Origin of the sequence: Chromobacterium fluminis (assembly GCF_011602385.1) — a bacterium.
GTDB classification, from domain to species: Bacteria; Pseudomonadota; Gammaproteobacteria; order Burkholderiales; family Chromobacteriaceae; genus Chromobacterium; species Chromobacterium fluminis.
Genome location: NZ_JAAOMA010000041.1, coordinates 13,828 through 29,166 on the forward strand (window position 1 = coordinate 13,828; position 15,339 = coordinate 29,166).

Below are 15,339 nucleotides of genomic sequence, written 5' to 3' on the forward strand. Positions count from 1 at the left end.
CGTCCACGCGGCTTTGAAACGCTGACGACAAGCTGCTCTAATCCTTAATCTCAATGCCTTGCGCCAGGCCTTGCACAGGCCCCCAACCTAGGAGCTCCTCATGGCCCTTCCCACCCTCGCGCCGGAGGCCGTCGCCGCCCAGGCCCAGGCCGCCGGCCTCAGCCTTGACCCCGAGCGCCTGGAGGCCGTTGCCGCCACCCTGGCCTTCATCCGCGCGGAAATCGCCAAGCTGGACCAGCCCGGCCTGGCCGACGCGCGCTTTGCCCAACCCTTCGATCCTGACTGGAGGTCAACGCCGTGCAAGCTTATCAATTGAACATCATGGACGCCGCCCGGCTGATTGAGAGCGGCCAGTTGTCGCCGGTGGAGCTGACCCGTTCGGTGCTGGAACGGGCGCAAGAGAAAGAAGACCAACTGTCCGCCTATGTCGCGCTCGCCGCGGACCAGGCCATGGCCGACGCGCGGCAGGCCGAGCTGGAGATACGCCGCGGCGACTATCGCGGCGTTTTGCACGGCATCCCCTATACGCTGAAAGACTTGATAGACGCGGCCGGCCTGCCCACCACCGCCAGTTCGCGCGTGCGCCGGCATCACCTCGCCGCCGCCGACAGCGCGGTGGCGGCCCGGCTCAGGCAAGCCGGCATGATTTTGACCGGCAAGACGCACACCCATGAGTTCGCGTTTGGCCTGACCACGCCGCAAAGCAACAACCCCTGGGCGCCGGAGCGCTCCCCGGGCGGCTCCAGCGGCGGTTCCGCCTCCGCGGTCGCCTACGGCGGCGCGCTGGCGGCGCTGGGCACCGACACCGGCGGCTCGATCCGGGTGCCGGCCGCGCTGTGCGGACTGGTGGGCCTCAAACCCACTTACGATCTGGTGCCCCGCCAAGGCGTGGTGCCGCTGTCCGGATCGCTGGACCATGTCGGCCCCATCGCCCGCACCGTGGCGGACGCCGCGGCGCTTTTGGACGCCATCGCCACCCGGCAGCCCGCGTCGACCGACAGTTACCGCCAGGGTCTGGACCAAGGGGTGGACGGCCTGCGCGTCGGCGTGCCCGGCAATTATTTCTACGATCGCATCGCGCCGGAGATCCAAGCCTCGCTGCGGGAGCAGCAGGCCGAGTTGCTTGCGGCCGGCGCGGTGCTGGTGGATGTCGACATCCCGCTGGCCGAGCTCATCCTGCCCACCCAATGGGGCCTGATAGCGCCGGAAGCCGCCGCCTATCACCGGGACGCGCTACGCCGCGCGCCGCAGCTGTACGGCGAGGAGGTGAGGACGCTGCTGGAAGCCTGCTCGCTGGTGCCGGACGGCGATTACGTCCAGGCCCGGCACGCACGGATCGCGCTGCAGACCGCTTGGCGGCGAATGTTCGCCGACATCGACCTGCTGCTGGCTCCCACGGTGCCGCACACCGCGCCGCTGCACGGACAGGACAGCTTCGTCTGGCCGGACGGCGTCGAGGAAAGCGTGGTTTCCGCCTATATCCGGCTGAGCACGCCCGCCAATGTGCTGGGCCTGCCGGCGCTGACGGTGCCGGTGGGGCTGGACCGGGCCGGGCTGCCGTTTGGCGCGCAACTGATAGGCCGGCCATTTGACGAACGCACCGTGCTGCGCGCCGGCCAGGTGTTGGAGGACCGCTGCCACATCCGCTTTGACCTGCCGCGGGCCTAATAACCTGTTTACGATCTGCCGCGCGTCGTGAAACGTGGCTCGGCGAGTGCAACTTCGAAATGCTCATGTACCGTATGCACGCTCCGCTTTCTCAGCTGTTTTCGCCTTGTCTCGCCTTAGCTCGAGAGATCGTAAACACGCTCTAAAAGCCTGTTCTCGCTCTACCTCTCACCAGCTCACAAACCGCCCAGCGAACCGTCGCGCAGGCTCTTGGCCATGGTTTTAGAGGTATGCAGAAAAGCCGCCACCGCCGGGCTGACGTGCTTCCGGCTGGGCACCGCCAGTCCCACCGCGCGCCTTACCATCGGCGCCAGCGGCTTTTTCACCACTCCGGGACACAAGGCCAGCAAGGGCGCCGGCACCGCGAGATCGGCGACGATGGACACCCCGGCCCCGTTTTCCACCATTTTGACGATGGTGAGGATCTGGGCGTAGCGGTGCTTGACCCTGGGCCGCAGGCCGGCGTTTTCAAACAGTCTCTCAATCAGCGTGGTGTTGCCCGCCAAAGTCATGATGAAAGGCATGTCGCACAAATCCGCCAGTTCCACCGCCGGCTGGCCGGCCAGCGGATGGCCGGCCGGAATCAGGGCCACGAACTGATCCTCCACCAGCGGCAAGGTGTCGAAGCGCTCGTCCGGCAGCACCACAAAGCCCACATCCACTCGGCGCTCGCTGACCCACTGCGCCACTTCGTCGTCCTCGCCCTCTTCCACGAACACGTCGATTTCCGGATAAGCGGCGCGGAACTGTTCGAGAATGCGCGGCAACAGCAGCAGCGACGACGTCGTACCGAAGGAGCCGATGCGCAGCACGCCGCGGTTCAAGCCGCGCGCCGCCGACGCCTCCTGGCGGATCGCCTCGGCCACGCCCAGCAGCTCGCGCACGCGCAACAACAGGCTGTTTCCGGCTTCGGTGGCTTCTATGCCGGCCTGGCCGCGCGTCAGCAGCGTCAGCCCCCACTCCTTCTCCAATTGCCTGATCGCGTGCGACACCGCGGATTGGCTAATGCCCAATTTGTCCGCCGCCGCGGTGAAGCCGCCCAGCTCCGCCACCAGCGCAAAAATTTCCAACTGCGTAAAGGTCATGACCGCCTCGCCCACCCATGAGCAAAAGCTCATTTTCACATGAATTCAAACAATCAATAGTATATGCCCACCCACACAGCATCAGGAGGCCGGACCTCTTGCCCGGCGCCCACCATGACTCACCCAAGCTCCATCGCCATCGCCGCGCAGCCGGCGCGCGCGCACGCCGCCCTCAGGCCGGCCCTGACTTTCAAACTGACGCTGACCGCGCTGTTCTGGGGCGGGACCTTCATCGCCGGCAGAGTGCTGGCGCAGTCCATGCCCTTGATGACCGCCGCCTTCGGACGCTTTCTGGTGGCCGCTCTGCTGCTGGTGCTGGTGGCCTGTCGGCTGGAAGGCGGGCTGCCGCGGCTGAACCGCTCGCAGATCGCCGTCACCGCGTTTCTGGGCTTCACCGGCATCTTTCTCTACAACGTCTGTTTCTTCGGCGCGCTGGCGCGCCTACCCGCCGGCCGCACCGCCTTGTTCGTCAGCCTCAACCCCATCATGACCGCGCTGGCCGCCAGCCTGATTTTCCGGGAGAGTTTGGGCCTGCGCCGCTGGGCCGGCATCGGCGTGGCCTTGCTAGGCGCCATGGTGGTCGTCACCCGCGGCGATCTTGCCGGCACAGTCCACGATTTCAGCCAGTCCTTCGGCGCCGGAGAAGCCCTGATGAGCCTGGCGGTGCTGAGCTGGGCGGCCTATACGCTGGGCTCTCGCAAAGCGATGGAAACCCTGAGCCCGATAGCGGCCACCACCTACGCCACCCTATGGGGGCTGGCCTTCCTGTCTCTGGGCGCGGCCGGCGAGATCGGCTCGGTTCCGTGGGCCTCCTTTGGCTGGCGGATCTGGCTGTCCCTGCTCTACATGGGAGCCATAGGCACCGTGGTGGGTTTCATCTGGTATTACCAGGGCATCCGGGAAATCGGCCCGTCGCGCGCCGCCGTGTTCACCAATCTGGTGCCCGCCTTCGGCGTGATCTTGTCCGCGGGGCTGCTGGGGGAGCCCATCTTGGCGTCCATGCTGGCGGGCGGCGCGCTGGCGGCGGCGGGCGTGTCCTTGACCAACCGGAAATGAGCATCCGGCCGCCTCCGTCCACGCCGGACGCGGCCATCGGGCAAACCCTTAGTACGAATACCTAAATCAAGGCATTTGATTTGCAAAACGAATAAAATCGTATTGACAGTCAAAGTCGCGCTGCTAGGCTTCAATTCCCAAACCCCTTAGGGAGAAGCTTCATGGCCAGCCCGCTCACCCTGCTGATGCCGGTCGTCCCCGGCACCAGCTTGCAAGCCATCGCCGCCACCTTGGCGGAATACCAGCCGAAACTGCATGAGGCGCTGACCTCCATCGGCACAGTCCATTACGCACGCACTCTGCTGCTGGACCGCTCCGCCGCCAATTTGCAGCCCACCGGCCAAGCCGGCGATAACTACGTCATCGCGGTGATCACCGAATACGACGGCAGCTTCAACGCCTACATCAACGACTTCGTCGCTCAGGTGGGCACCGTCTTCGACGCCTTGCTGCAATTCGTGGTGGGCGGCAAGGCGCTGACTCCGGTGGCCAACAATGTGGCGGCCTTCCAGGCCTTCGTCACCAAGAACGACGCCTCCCAGCAACCGCCCAACAACGGCGACGGCACTCAGAACGACAACGGTTTGTACCAGGCCTACCCGTACACCGTGCAGACCATACTCGCCGCGCTCGGATAACCCACCTTCGCCAGGCGCGGGCGGCCCGGTCCACGCCCGCCCTTGCTGAAAGGCCCACCATGAACAGCCCCGTTCTCCAATACGACGATATCCAAGGCACGATTTTGCGCGGCTACCGCGTGGACCTGGCCCGGCACTTCGTCCTGAGCATCCGCGATCCGGCCTCCGCCGGCCGCTTCATCCGCAAACTCGTGACCGGACAAGACGGCCTGCCGCGCGTCACCACCGCGGAACGCTGGCTGAAAAAACCCAGCGGCTTTCTGAACATCGGCTTCACCTGTCCCGGGCTGGCCGCGCTGGGCGTCGGCGCGGAACAGCTGGCCAGCTTCGATCCTGCCTTCCAGTTGGGCGCCACCAATGCGGCCTCCGCCAGCGCCGTCGGCGACGTGGGCGACAGCTCGCCGGCACAGTGGATAGGAGGCCTGGCCGACGGCGGCCGGGTGCACGTTTTGCTAAGTCTGTGGGTGGCCAAGGACCCGGCGCTGCTGGAAAGCCTCAGCGCGCGCCTGCGCCAGGGCTTCGCCGACGGTTTCAGCGAGCTGTCCGCCCACGACGCGCAAGCGCTGCCGGACAACCAGGTTCACTTCGGTTATCGCGACAGCATCGCCCAGCCCACCATCGCCGGCGCGCCGGCGCGCAAACGCCAAGCGCCGGATGATCAGGAAGTCGTCGCCACCGGGGAGTTTCTGCTGGGCTACCTCAACCAAAGCGGCGGCGTGTACACGGTCAAGCCCGAACAGCTCAGCCGCAACGGCAGCTACGCCGCCTTCCGCATCCTGGAACAGGACGTGGCCGGCTTCGACGCGTTTCTGAACGAGTACGCGGCCAAGGCGGGCATAGACCCCGAGCTGCTGGCGGCCAAGGTCTGCGGACGCTGGCGCAACGGCAACCCGCTGACGCTGCGGCCGGATGAGGCCGGCGCCACCTTGCCCGCCGATCAATTAAACGACTTCAACTACGTCAACAGCCAACCGTCCCAGGATGACACCCTGGGCCTGAAATGCCCGATAGGCTCGCATATCCGCCGCAACAATCCGCGCAACGGCGCGGTGGTGGGCACCGACAGCGCGCATCACCGCATCGTGCGTCGGGCCATGCCTTACGGCCCGGCTTACGACCCGCTCCGCCCCACCCAGGCGGCGCGCGGGCTGATCGGCTATTTCATCAACGCCAGCCTGAGGAATCAGTTCGAATTTCTCAGCGGCCAGTGGAGTTTGCTCAGCGACTTCGTCAAATCCGCAACCGAACCGGGCAACCCGGACGCCGGCAACGCCGTGTTCAACATCAGCGGGGAAGACGTGTTCCTAGGCGTCAACAACGCCGCGGACAGCAGCTTCACGCTGGCCGCGCCCGGCCGCATGGGCAAGAACAACACCGTGCTGAAGGGCTTCTCGCGGATGATCACCACCCGCGGCGGCGCGTATTGCTTCTTCCCTGGCATCGGCGGCCTGCGCTACTTGGCGGACCTGGCCGCGCCTTAAGGCTAGGCCGGCCTGCCGTATTGCTCGCGGATAAAGTCCGTCATGTGCGCGGCCAGGATCTGGTGCACCTCCTGGCTGGGGTGCACCTCGTCGTGGAACAGGTGGCGGTGCGAACTGTCCAGCGGCCGCGTGTCGCCGGCGAAGCCGAACACGCGCGGCAGGTCGATATAGCCCTCGTGCTTATTGTGCATGGTGTCGTAATCCACTGTTTCCGCCAGCGACATCAGATAGTCCAGCTTGGCGCCGATATCGAAGAAACGGATGGTCACCCCGGCGTCGCGGTAGCGGGCTTGCAGCGCCTCCACCGCCTGGCTCAACTGCCGGTTATGCCGCTGCGACAAGTCTTTCAGCTTGGCGGCCTCCTCCGGCGGCTGCTTGCGCGCGTTCACGGTTTTCGACAAATCCGGCGCGCCGGCCACCAGAATGTCCTTCACCCCCTTGGCCACCAGCTTGTCGATCTGCCGTTCATAGGTCCGGATCACCTTGTCCACGTCGGTCTTGCCGAAAGTCATGTAGTCGTTGGAGCCCAGGGCCAGCACCGCCATATCGCCCGACTGGAAGTGGTGCTTATTGATCTGGCGCTCCATATGGGAGATGAACATGAAGGCCGGGTTCCACTTGGAGTACTTGCCGGCCACCGCGCCGCCCTCGGCGTAATTGACCACCTGCTTGCCCAGAAAAGCCTTGGACGCCAGGAAGTCCGGCCAGGCGAAGCCATTGGTGAAACGCCCTTCGTAGTACTGACGAGAGGACGGCATCACCCCCAGGCTCTTGCTGAGCATGCGTCCTTCGGAATCCGACAGGCTGTCGCCTATCACCACCAGGCGCTGGATATGGTTCAGGCTCTTACCCTCCCCGGCTGACGCGGCCGGCGTCTTGGCCTGCACCGCCTGGTTTTTCAGCGCCAGCGCGAACAGCGCCTTCTTGTCGAAGCTAAGCGAATCCACGGAGCCCGCCCGCGACAAGGTGGCGGGATCATGCCGCAACTGCCGCAACCTCATGATCAACCTGGATGCCTCCGCCAGACGGGCCTCCTCGCGCTGGACGCAGTGCCTGGGCACTAGCAGTTTTCCGGGTACCAGTTTGCAAGTCATCGGCATGGCGTGAGCTCCTGTGCGTGATCCGTGGCGCGATCGATTGGTTTTCAATGAGCCGCAGCATGCCTAAACGCAAGAACGCAAGCTTGCTTAAAATGATCACGCCGCCGGTCGCGCGCGCAAAAAAGCCCTGACGTCGCAGGGCTATTTCTGGGCTCGAACCGTTCCCGGCCCGCTCAGCGACTCTTATCCCGTTGGAACGCCAGATGTTCGCTGGCGTAACGCCGCTGCTCCCTCAAGAACCCCTGAATGCCCTGCCGCATCGCCACCGCCATGTCCGGCCGTTTTTCCGGTTTGCAGATATAGGTCCACAGAAAATCCTCCTGCGTGTCCGGCTGGATGTCCTCCATCTTGGCATGCTCAAACTCGGTTTCGCGCGGTTCGCCCTTCACATCGAAAACCACGGTCATCGGCATCACGATCAGGCGCTGCCGACAATGAATCTCGTACAAAGACTGGCTGTAGGCATAGCCCGCCATCGGTTTGTCCGCCTCGAATCTGGGCGCGCACAGTGTCCAGAACTTGGTGGTGCCGTGAGGCGATTGCGCGATGCTGTCGGTATCGATCAACAGCCCGCCCTCGCTGGGGTTGAAATAAGTGAAATCCCAGCTGGAGGCGCTGGCCATGGCGGAACACAAGACAAAAACGCAGACGATGACTTTCAACATTCTGATTCCCAATATTTTTCCAATCAATACGCGCAATGCAGCGACGGCGGGCATGATAACAGCCCTGGTTTTTTCGTGTGAATGGCCGGGCGCGCGCCCTCGCGCTCTGAATCAAGCGCGCGGAGTCGAAACAAGACAAGGCGAATCGGTGCCGCGCTGGGCCAAGGCTGGTAAATGGGTCGCGGACCAAGGGCGTTTTCTTACACTTGAGCCAGCCGTCCATCGGCCCGTGCCGGAATCGTTTTCTGAAAGCCTTTCCCGCAGCTCAGCCTTCACACTGCGCCCACCAAAATAACCATGCGGCAAACCTGGGTTCGCTCCCCAGGGCGGCCGGCGCCATCCCTTTCCGATTGCGCGCCGAGTCGCCGCCGCGCTAAACCAGCACCTCGCCGGAAGAAAAACGTCATGAGCACCATTCAAACCGCTATCCAGTTGCGGGCGCCGCAGTACGACCTCTCCAGCCTCCAGAATATCAACGAACCCACCCGCATCGGCATGCGCAAGGACGGCATGCTGGTGCTATACACCGGCCGCAGCTATCTGCTGCACCCGGACCAGACCCGCCGCGCCAGGGACTTTCTCCGCGACCGGGGAGCACTCCCCGCCTCGCGCCCGCTCACCTTGTCCACGCTGTTGCGCCTGCGCCAGCCAGCCCCCTCACCATTCGTCTCACCGCCGCCGGCCGGCGACAGGGCCTCCTGTTTGCTGCTGCGCAGCCTGCTGCGGCAGCAAAACCTCGTGATTCGGGAAGAGCTGAGCATGCTGCAAAACGCAGGCCTGGTGACTCGAGCCAAACAAGGCATCGCTCAGCCGCCCGAGGTCAAGACAGATGCCCCCTTCCCTCAAACGATGCCACCAGCGCTGTTGCGCCGCTTCAATATGGTGGGAGTGGTTTTCGAGCGCCCGCCAGCCAACTACGCCGAATTGCTGTCCGGCATTCAAGCCTCCGGCCGGCCCGAACAGATCACCGTCGCAGAAAGAAAGCTGCGCAAGACCGATCTGGCCGCCCCGCCCAAGCCCGGCAAGGTCAAAAGCCTGCTTGCCGCGCTGGCGCGCCAATCGAACGACGCCTGGGCCCAGTGCGCGCGGGCTCACGGCGGCGCGCAAGCACGCGCCTTCCGGCAGGCGGAGTTCATCCAGGGGTCAACGATAGGCGAGCAAGGCGTGTGCTTCCCGCTGGCCGTGAAGTGGCTGGCCAGCCAGCGCAGTTGGCCCGGCGATGCCGAAGCCTTTTTCCGCGACATCGAAACCGCCGGCGGACGGGAGGAGGTGATGGAACTGGCGGTCAACAGCTATGTGTGGCAAAACGCCGACGCCGTCGCGGATTACTTCGCCGTCTATGGTTTGATTCCTCGCAGCCACAGCGAAAGCCCGGGTTTCAAGTTCGCGCTGGAGCGCGACGGCCTGTACAACATCGGCATCCAGCCAGCCCAAGGCGTCGGCCACGCCGTGGCGGCCAGGGTTGACCATGCCGCGCGGACATTCCGGTTTTTCGATCCCAATAGCGGGGAATACGCGCTGCCGTCCGCCGAGGCGCTGGCCGGCTTTGCGCAAGACTATCTGGCGCTGGCCTATCCCTCGCTGGACAAGGACAGCAGTGTGATGCGGCTGGCCTAGCGGCCGCTCCTAACCTAAGAACCTGAATTTCCCGCGCTCAGAGCCGCATAAAGTGACTCGGCTTAGGCGGCTTGTTGCGCGCGGCGCCACACTATTCGCCGGAAACACCGACAGGAAGCCCATCTACTTACACACGTCCACACCGACAGTCCCATTTGCCAGTATCCGCCTCTTTCGCCAATAAAATCCCTATGGCATTTTGTCCGTTTTCCCGACTATCGCCGCTTCTTTCCCTGTCTACTGGAGACCGCTTTGAAACGCACACTCTCGATACTGGCACTGGCCGGCGCCGGCTGGCTGGCCTGCGCCGGCGCCTCCTGGGCGCAGGCCTCGCCCGCCGGCAGCGCCCCCCGGTTGGCGGCGCGGCTTGCGGTCTGCGCCGCGCCGTGGAAGGCCGCCACGCCTTACCCGGCCGGCAGCATGGCCAGTCATCACGGCGTCAACTTCACCGCGGTTTATTGGACCCAGGGCAATACGCCGGACGCCAGCAGCGGCGCGGCGGAAATCGGCCAGCCCTGGACCGTAGGAGCGCGTTGCGCGCCGGCAGGCAGGAGCAAGGCGGCCAATCCGGACGCCAACTTCTCCCCCAGCACGCTGAAGTTCCTGAAAGCCAACACCGGCTTGGACGGAGAGCAGTGGAACAACATCATGAAACTGGTGAACAAGCCGGAGCAGGACTCTCTGGACTGGCCCAAGTTTTACGGCTATTGCGAGGACATCGACGACGAGCGCGGCTTCACCATCGGCATTTTCGGCGCTACCACCGGCGGCCCCCGCGACCAGGGGCCGGACGGCCCGACGCTGTTCAAGGAGTTCGACGCCGCCAGCGGCGCCGGCAACCCCTCCATCGCCGGCGGGCTGGCGCGCGCCGGGGTGCGCGGCGGCATGCAAGGGCCGGTGCTCAAGATCAGCGACAGCGAGAAGGTGTTCTGCGGCAAGATAGCCGCGCTGCAAAACAACGCGGCCTGGCGCGAAGCGATGTGGCAAACCTTTTACAAGGTCTACATCCAGTACAGCGTGCAACAGGCGCGCCAGCGCGGCTTCGGCAGCGCGCTGACGATAGGATCCTTCGTGGACACCGCGCTGAACCAGGGCGCCAGCGGCGGCTCCGACACGCTGCAGGGGCTGCTGTCCCGCTCCGGCGGCGGCGACGAGAAAACCTTCATGACCCGTTTCCACGCCGAGCGCAGCAAGGTGGTGGACACCAATGAATACAATCAGCCGCCCAACGGCAAGAACCGGGTCAAACAGTGGAGCGGCCTGCTGAGCCAGGGAGAAACCGACCTGAAAGACGCAGACGTCGCGGTATTGAAAGCCACCAACTGGAAAATGAAGTAGCCGGCTGCCGCGCGCCTCAGGCCTCGTCCGCTGGCGCTGAAGTCTCCGGCGCGCGGCGCAGCCAGCCCAGCACCCGCGTATGGTCCACCCGCGGCGCGCCCTGCTCCATGAGCAAGGGCAGCCGCTCGCGCGCATCGCCGAACGGGCCGGGATTCTGCTGCACAATCTCGATGAAATCCGGCCCGATCCGGCTGACGATGGCGACATGCCCATAACGATTGAAAACCCAGGGCGCGAACACGATAAGATCCTCTTCCCTCGGCGCGTCGCCGCCGCCGTTGCGGTACTGCAGCAGGCCGCGTTCGGGATTAAGCGCGCCGTTGTCCAGCCGGGACAGGAAGAAATCCTGGGCATGGCCTTTGTCCACCGGCATTTTGTGGCCAAAGCGCTGATAGTAATAGCGTTTGACGAACTCCACGCACTGATAGCGCAAGCCCAGGTTGTAGCCGTCCGGCGTCAGGTTGCGCCCTTCCACGTTCTGCACGCCGCCGTTGTAATACACAGCGACGCCGTTGAACGCATCCACCGGCTCGCCCACTACGCGGCCCCAGTTGCTATTCAGATGAGTGACCGCCCAGTAAACGCCGCCCAGCAACGCCAACAGCGTCAGCGCCGCCTTGCCCTTGCTCAGTTTCACCGCGGCTCCGCCTCTGGCGCGGCTTGCTCGTCCAGCCAATCGTCAAGATGGCAGGACTCGCCGGAGCGGATCGCATCGATTCCCTCCACCCGCAAAGCCGGCTTGCCGTCCCGCTCCTCAAACTCGCCCAAGATCCGGGCCGAGGTTCTGGCCTTTTCATCCAATGCCTGCGGCGACACCCCCGGCCATTCCACCAACGGCCGGCCTTCCGGGCTCAGCAGCAGATAGGTCGGCTTGCCGATGCTGCAGCGAGTCAAGCGCATGGCTCCCTCGTTCATGCTCAACATGCCGATATAGATATCCGCCGCCATCGCGGCAAACGGCGTCAACGCGCCCAAAACCGTCAGCATCAACTTTCGCGAAAACATGCTTGCCTCCTTGCGGCCGCCATCGGGATCGACGGCCAAAAAATCGATCGGCATGTTAACAGTTGCCTCGCGAATGGACCAGCCTCACCTGGAGCGCGGCTAGCCGTCGCCGGCCGCTCTTGCTATATTGGCGGCCTTCCGACCTAAGCCCAAACGCCGCCCATGACCCTCCCTGCCCGTTTCCTCTTCGCCAGCTTGGCGCTGGCCCTGACGGCCGGCTGCAAGCCGCAAGCGATGCAGGCCAGCTACCACTGCGCAGACGCCACCCGCTTTCACTTCAGCCGCCAGAGCCAAACGGTGGAGTTGATCCGCGGCGGACAGCGCTTCCAGGGCTATATGGATGAGCGCGGACTACTGACCTGGCCACGGGGCAAGACCGGCTTGCCGCTGCCGGACAGCTTCTTCATCACCCGCAAACAGCCTGACCAAATGAAACTTTACGGCGGCTTCGCCGGCACCGGCCTGGCCTGCGAACTGGATAAAGGCCGCTGAGCTCCGGCAAGCTATCAGAAGTTCCCAGCGCCGGCCTCGCCGAAAGATCAGCGGCTAAAACCCCCATCGCCAACTTTAATGAAATAAGCATATTCCTCGCGCCGTCGGCGCGACGTCGAATCTGCTTTCTCTCACTTTCATTTTGGAGATTCATCATGGCTTGGACCGGTACTGTCGCTGCGAACAATCCCAACGGGGAACCCACCACCATCACTTACAATCCCGGCGATGTGATCACCATTGTCGCGTCGGGTTGGGCAGGCTACGGCCCGCAGCCCAACTGGGGCCCTCAGGGCGACAAGAGCCACCCCAATCAGGGCCTGATCTGCGGCGACGCCTACTGCGGCGCGCTGGTGATGAAGATCGGCGCCAGCGGCTTCATCCCGGTGAACACCGGCCTGTTCCGCTGGAAAGCGCCGGCCAACGCCCAAGGCCAGATCACGCTGTACTACAACGATGTGCCCAACACCTACGGCAACAACTCCGGTTCCTTCCAGGTAAGCATCGGCAAAGACGCGGTCTGATCCCGCTCTTCCGCTCGCAAGCAGCCCCGCAAGGGGCTGCTCCGCGTCCCTTCCCCGTCTTCACTGTCCGAGCCGCTACGCTCTCAATACTGCGCCGCCAGCCAGACCAGAGCCGCCTCCCTATCATCGAACACGCGAAACTGCAGGCCTCGGCGCGCTTCGTTCAGGTATTCGCGAAATCTCTCGCCATAGGCGGCGCTGTCCGCGAACACGCCGGCCACGGCTAGGCGGTAGTTGATCAGCTTCTGGATGAACTCCCCGGCAAAACGGCTGCTCAAGTCAAAAAAGGCCGGCGGCAAAGCTTCCTCCGCCAGCAACACGCACGGCGCGTCGTGCTCCGCGCACAGCGCCACCAGTTCCAAGGCCTGATCCAGGCTTTCCACGCCGGCGCAGCATTCAATCAACCTTGCCTGTTTGACAGTCATCACTTGAGTTTGCATTTTCGCTGCCTCGCTTGCGGGAAAAGATAAATCATGCCAAATCAATGACTCGTGCGACAAGAACCGTTAGCTCATTCATGCGGATTTTCAATATCGTGGTAGTACCTATAGCGGCAGTCTGATCCTTAAACCATATTGATTTCTGCCCGACCGAAAAAAGGAACGGGCCGGCGGCCTCCCCGCCCGGCCCGTCGTGGCGCGCACTCAATGCAAGCAAGGGGTCCTGCTCATGAATCATCTCAGCCATATCATCATGCCGGTATTGCGGGATTTGCCCGCCTCCCACCTCAAACGCGAACTGCTGCAAGCCTTTGAACGACACGGCCGCCACTTTGAAACAATCGAAGCCGGCTTTGCGCGCCTGACCGCGCGGCGACAGAGCACCGAAACCTTGAGCCGTTTTTTTCAAAGCTGGAGCCAGACCAACAATAGCGCGATGACGGTGGCCGGCATCAGCAACCGGATGACCCTGCTGATTCACACCGACCGACCGGTGGCGGACCGCGAAGCTTTATTTGCCGCCATGGTCTGCTTGAACCGCATCGTGGACGAGGATTTGGCGGTCACGCACAAGATTCTGCACGCCCAGATGTACTACAACATGGCCACGGGCATTGTCGGAGATGACCAGTGGCTGTCCCATGCCTACCTCCACCCCAGCGCCAAGACCTTCAAGAGCTGGAAGGACCATCAGTCGCTGCGCGAGCCGGACCTGGCCATTGCGCTGCTGACCACGCTGACGCATGAGATCTACACTCACGGCGAAGTGGAGTTCATCCTGCCTTTGTTCCGCCGCTGGCTGACGCAAACCCTGGGCTTCGCCGAGCGCGACGCCACCCGCACCTTGGGCTGGATCAGCGTGCACTGCGGCCCCACCGAGAAAAACCACTTCTTTCACGCCATGAACGCTATCCGCCACTATTCGCGGGCCATGGCGCTGGACTTGGAACGCTACAGCCTGGACGGCATCGTCGGCGCTTACCTGGAACAAAAGGCGGCAGTACTGGAAACGGTGGCGCAGGACGTCCCGGCGGAAGTGTTGTGAGCGGAAGCGAACCGCCGCTCTTGCGGCTGGCGGACCAGGCCGACGCCGCGCCGCCCTCCTGGCCGCCGGACACGCCGCCGCTGTTCGCCCCGGAGCAGCTGGCGCGCGCCCGCGTGGAGGTGTCCGCCGGCTATCTGAGCCGCCTGCGCCGTCTGAGCGCGCTGCTGGACGCCGCGTTCCGGGCCATCGTCGGCCGCTATTTCCTGGACCCGCGCATCCGGGCGCTTTATCAGTTGCCCAAAGCAATGGAGACGCTGCTGCTGCACGCTCACGGCCGGCCTTACCGCGTGGGTTTTTACCGCCCGGACTTCATTTACGACCGCCGCGGCCTGCCGCGCATCTGCGAGGTGGGCGCGCGTTATCCAATGAACGGTTGGATGATCAGCCACTGGCTGGGCCAGGCGGCCGGAGACGACGCCTTCTTGCAAACGCTGCGTCAATGGCACCCGCCCGGCTGCGTGGTAGCCCTTGTACACGCCCGCGAGCCCGGCACCGAGATTTTTCTGCTGGCGGAAACGCTGCGGCGCGACGGCGTTCACTTTCTGTCCGCCCGGCCGGAAGCGCTCAGCGTCCGCAACGGCAAGCTGTGGCTGGACGGCCGCGCAGTGGACCGCTGCATTCTGGAAATGGACCGTAGCGAACTGCCGCTGTTGCCGGACGCGGTGCTGGACCAGTTGCTGGACGGCGGCGCTTATTTCAACGACATCCGCACGCTGATCCTGGTGCACGACAAGCGCTCTCTGGCGGTCCTGAACCGCGAGGACATCATGCGGGACTGCCTGGACGCCGACGATTACGCCGCCCTTCGCCCCTTTCTGATTCCCTCCTTCGCGCCGGCTTCGCGGGAAGAGGCCGAAGCCCTGTTGGCGCTCCCCGGCGACTTCATCGCCAAGCCCAGCAGCGGCGGCCGCGGTCTGGGCTCGATGGTGCGCTCCGCCTGCGGCGAAGCCGCCTGGCGCGAACTGGTGCTGGGGCAATGGCCACAGTACATGTTTCAAAACTACATTGAACAAAGCGAGTTCGAAGACCCGGAAAGCCGGCAGCTCATCCGGCTGGTGGGCATGCAGCTGTGCCGCGATGCGGAAAGCTACGGCCCCGGAGTGTTTCGCGGCTCGGACGAGTTGATCATCAATCTGCACCAACGTCGCGGCAAGCTGTACTCCGCCGCCGCGGCGGCCTGAACCG

The 15,339-nt window shown here is 64.2% G+C and carries 19 protein-coding genes; 12 read left to right on the plus strand and 7 right to left on the minus strand.

Translation table 11 applies throughout. The features are described from left to right. Positions 1-100: 100 nt before the first annotated feature. Together HA052_RS21365 and HA052_RS21370 are read left to right on the plus strand one after the other, a co-directional pair. Entirely contained in the window at positions 101-316 is a 216-nt protein-coding gene (locus HA052_RS21365) for a hypothetical protein (RefSeq protein ID WP_166453501.1), read from the plus strand. Continuing rightward, entirely contained in the window at positions 298-1,668 is a 1,371-nt protein-coding gene (locus HA052_RS21370) for an amidase family protein (protein ID WP_166453502.1), read from the plus strand. Before HA052_RS21365 ends, HA052_RS21370 begins: the two co-directional genes overlap by 19 nt. Before the next feature lie 176 nt (positions 1,669-1,844). Here the strand turns inward: HA052_RS21370 and HA052_RS21375 are convergent, their stop codons facing one another. Beyond that, complete coding sequence (locus HA052_RS21375) at positions 1,845-2,753, minus strand: LysR family transcriptional regulator (RefSeq protein ID WP_166453503.1); 909 nt, start codon at positions 2,751-2,753, stop codon at positions 1,845-1,847. Positions 2,754-2,867: 114 nt separating this feature from the next. Here HA052_RS21375 and HA052_RS21380 point away from each other — a divergent pair, with 114 nt between their 5' ends. The 3 genes from HA052_RS21380 to HA052_RS21390 all read left to right on the plus strand — a co-directional run bounded on the left by HA052_RS21380 (position 2,868) and on the right by HA052_RS21390 (position 5,928). After that, the gene (locus HA052_RS21380; RefSeq protein WP_166453504.1) at positions 2,868-3,809 is read left to right on the plus strand and encodes a DMT family transporter; all 942 of its coding nucleotides are present in this window, start codon (positions 2,868-2,870) and stop codon (positions 3,807-3,809) included. Between the two features lie 161 nt (positions 3,810-3,970). Beyond that, complete coding sequence (locus HA052_RS21385) at positions 3,971-4,447, plus strand: hypothetical protein (RefSeq protein WP_166453505.1); 477 nt, start codon at positions 3,971-3,973, stop codon at positions 4,445-4,447. A 59-nt stretch (positions 4,448-4,506) separates the two neighbouring features. Then, positions 4,507-5,928 (plus strand): Dyp-type peroxidase, encoded by a 1,422-nt coding sequence (locus HA052_RS21390; RefSeq protein ID WP_166453506.1) that lies wholly within the window; start codon positions 4,507-4,509, stop codon positions 5,926-5,928. Between the two features lie 2 nt (positions 5,929-5,930). Here the strand turns inward: HA052_RS21390 and HA052_RS21395 are convergent, their stop codons facing one another. Beyond that, complete coding sequence (locus tag HA052_RS21395) at positions 5,931-7,028, minus strand: SGNH/GDSL hydrolase family protein (RefSeq protein ID WP_240937465.1); 1,098 nt, start codon at positions 7,026-7,028, stop codon at positions 5,931-5,933. Between the two features lie 173 nt (positions 7,029-7,201). Beyond that, complete coding sequence (locus HA052_RS21400) at positions 7,202-7,651, minus strand: surface-adhesin E family protein (protein ID WP_166453507.1); 450 nt, start codon at positions 7,649-7,651, stop codon at positions 7,202-7,204. Here HA052_RS21400 and HA052_RS21405 point away from each other — a divergent pair. From HA052_RS21405 to HA052_RS21415, 3 genes are all read left to right on the plus strand, one after another. Further along, the gene (locus HA052_RS21405) at positions 7,650-7,988 is read left to right on the plus strand and encodes a hypothetical protein (RefSeq protein ID WP_166453508.1); all 339 of its coding nucleotides are present in this window, start codon (positions 7,650-7,652) and stop codon (positions 7,986-7,988) included. The two genes, HA052_RS21400 and HA052_RS21405, sit on opposite strands and share 2 nt — an antisense overlap. Positions 7,989-8,098: 110 nt before the next feature. After that, complete coding sequence (locus HA052_RS21410) at positions 8,099-9,310, plus strand: YopT-type cysteine protease domain-containing protein (protein ID WP_166453509.1); 1,212 nt, start codon at positions 8,099-8,101, stop codon at positions 9,308-9,310. A 252-nt stretch (positions 9,311-9,562) separates the two neighbouring features. Then, the gene (locus tag HA052_RS21415) at positions 9,563-10,648 is read left to right on the plus strand and encodes a chitosanase (protein WP_240937466.1); all 1,086 of its coding nucleotides are present in this window, start codon (positions 9,563-9,565) and stop codon (positions 10,646-10,648) included. A gap of 16 nt (positions 10,649-10,664) precedes the next feature. Here HA052_RS21415 and HA052_RS21420 read toward each other — a convergent pair whose 3' ends face one another. Both HA052_RS21420 and HA052_RS21425 read right to left on the minus strand, forming a co-directional pair. Further along, the gene (locus tag HA052_RS21420) at positions 10,665-11,285 is read right to left on the minus strand and encodes a CHAP domain-containing protein (protein WP_206118990.1); all 621 of its coding nucleotides are present in this window, start codon (positions 11,283-11,285) and stop codon (positions 10,665-10,667) included. Further along, positions 11,282-11,653: a hypothetical protein gene (locus tag HA052_RS21425; RefSeq protein WP_166453510.1), complete on the minus strand. Its 372-nt coding sequence runs from the start codon at positions 11,651-11,653 to the stop codon at positions 11,282-11,284. Before HA052_RS21425 ends, HA052_RS21420 begins: the two co-directional genes overlap by 4 nt. A 162-nt stretch (positions 11,654-11,815) precedes the next feature. Between HA052_RS21425 and HA052_RS21430 the strand changes: the two genes are divergently transcribed. Continuing rightward, the gene (locus HA052_RS21430; RefSeq protein WP_166453511.1) at positions 11,816-12,145 is read left to right on the plus strand and encodes a hypothetical protein; all 330 of its coding nucleotides are present in this window, start codon (positions 11,816-11,818) and stop codon (positions 12,143-12,145) included. Between the two features lie 155 nt (positions 12,146-12,300). Continuing rightward, positions 12,301-12,669, plus strand: a complete 369-nt coding sequence (locus tag HA052_RS21435; protein ID WP_019100806.1) for a LecA/PA-IL family lectin — start codon at positions 12,301-12,303, stop codon at positions 12,667-12,669. Between the two features lie 83 nt (positions 12,670-12,752). Here HA052_RS21435 and HA052_RS21440 read toward each other — a convergent pair whose 3' ends face one another. Both HA052_RS21440 and HA052_RS21445 read right to left on the minus strand, forming a co-directional pair. Further along, a complete protein-coding gene (locus HA052_RS21440; RefSeq protein ID WP_166453512.1) occupies positions 12,753-13,109 on the minus strand; it encodes a DUF4180 domain-containing protein in 357 nt (118 codons plus the stop codon). Positions 13,110-13,140: 31 nt separating this feature from the next. Then, on the minus strand, positions 13,141-13,356 hold the full coding sequence (locus tag HA052_RS21445; RefSeq protein ID WP_166453513.1) for a hypothetical protein: 216 nt from the start codon (positions 13,354-13,356) through the stop codon (positions 13,141-13,143). Here HA052_RS21445 and HA052_RS21450 point away from each other — a divergent pair. Next, on the plus strand, positions 13,339-14,154 hold the full coding sequence (locus HA052_RS21450; protein ID WP_166453514.1) for a hypothetical protein: 816 nt from the start codon (positions 13,339-13,341) through the stop codon (positions 14,152-14,154). The genes HA052_RS21445 and HA052_RS21450 overlap by 18 nt on opposite strands. Next, entirely contained in the window at positions 14,151-15,335 is a 1,185-nt protein-coding gene (locus tag HA052_RS21455; protein WP_166453515.1) for a hypothetical protein, read from the plus strand. The genes HA052_RS21450 and HA052_RS21455 overlap by 4 nt, the downstream gene beginning before the upstream one ends. Positions 15,336-15,339: the final 4 nt, after the last annotated feature.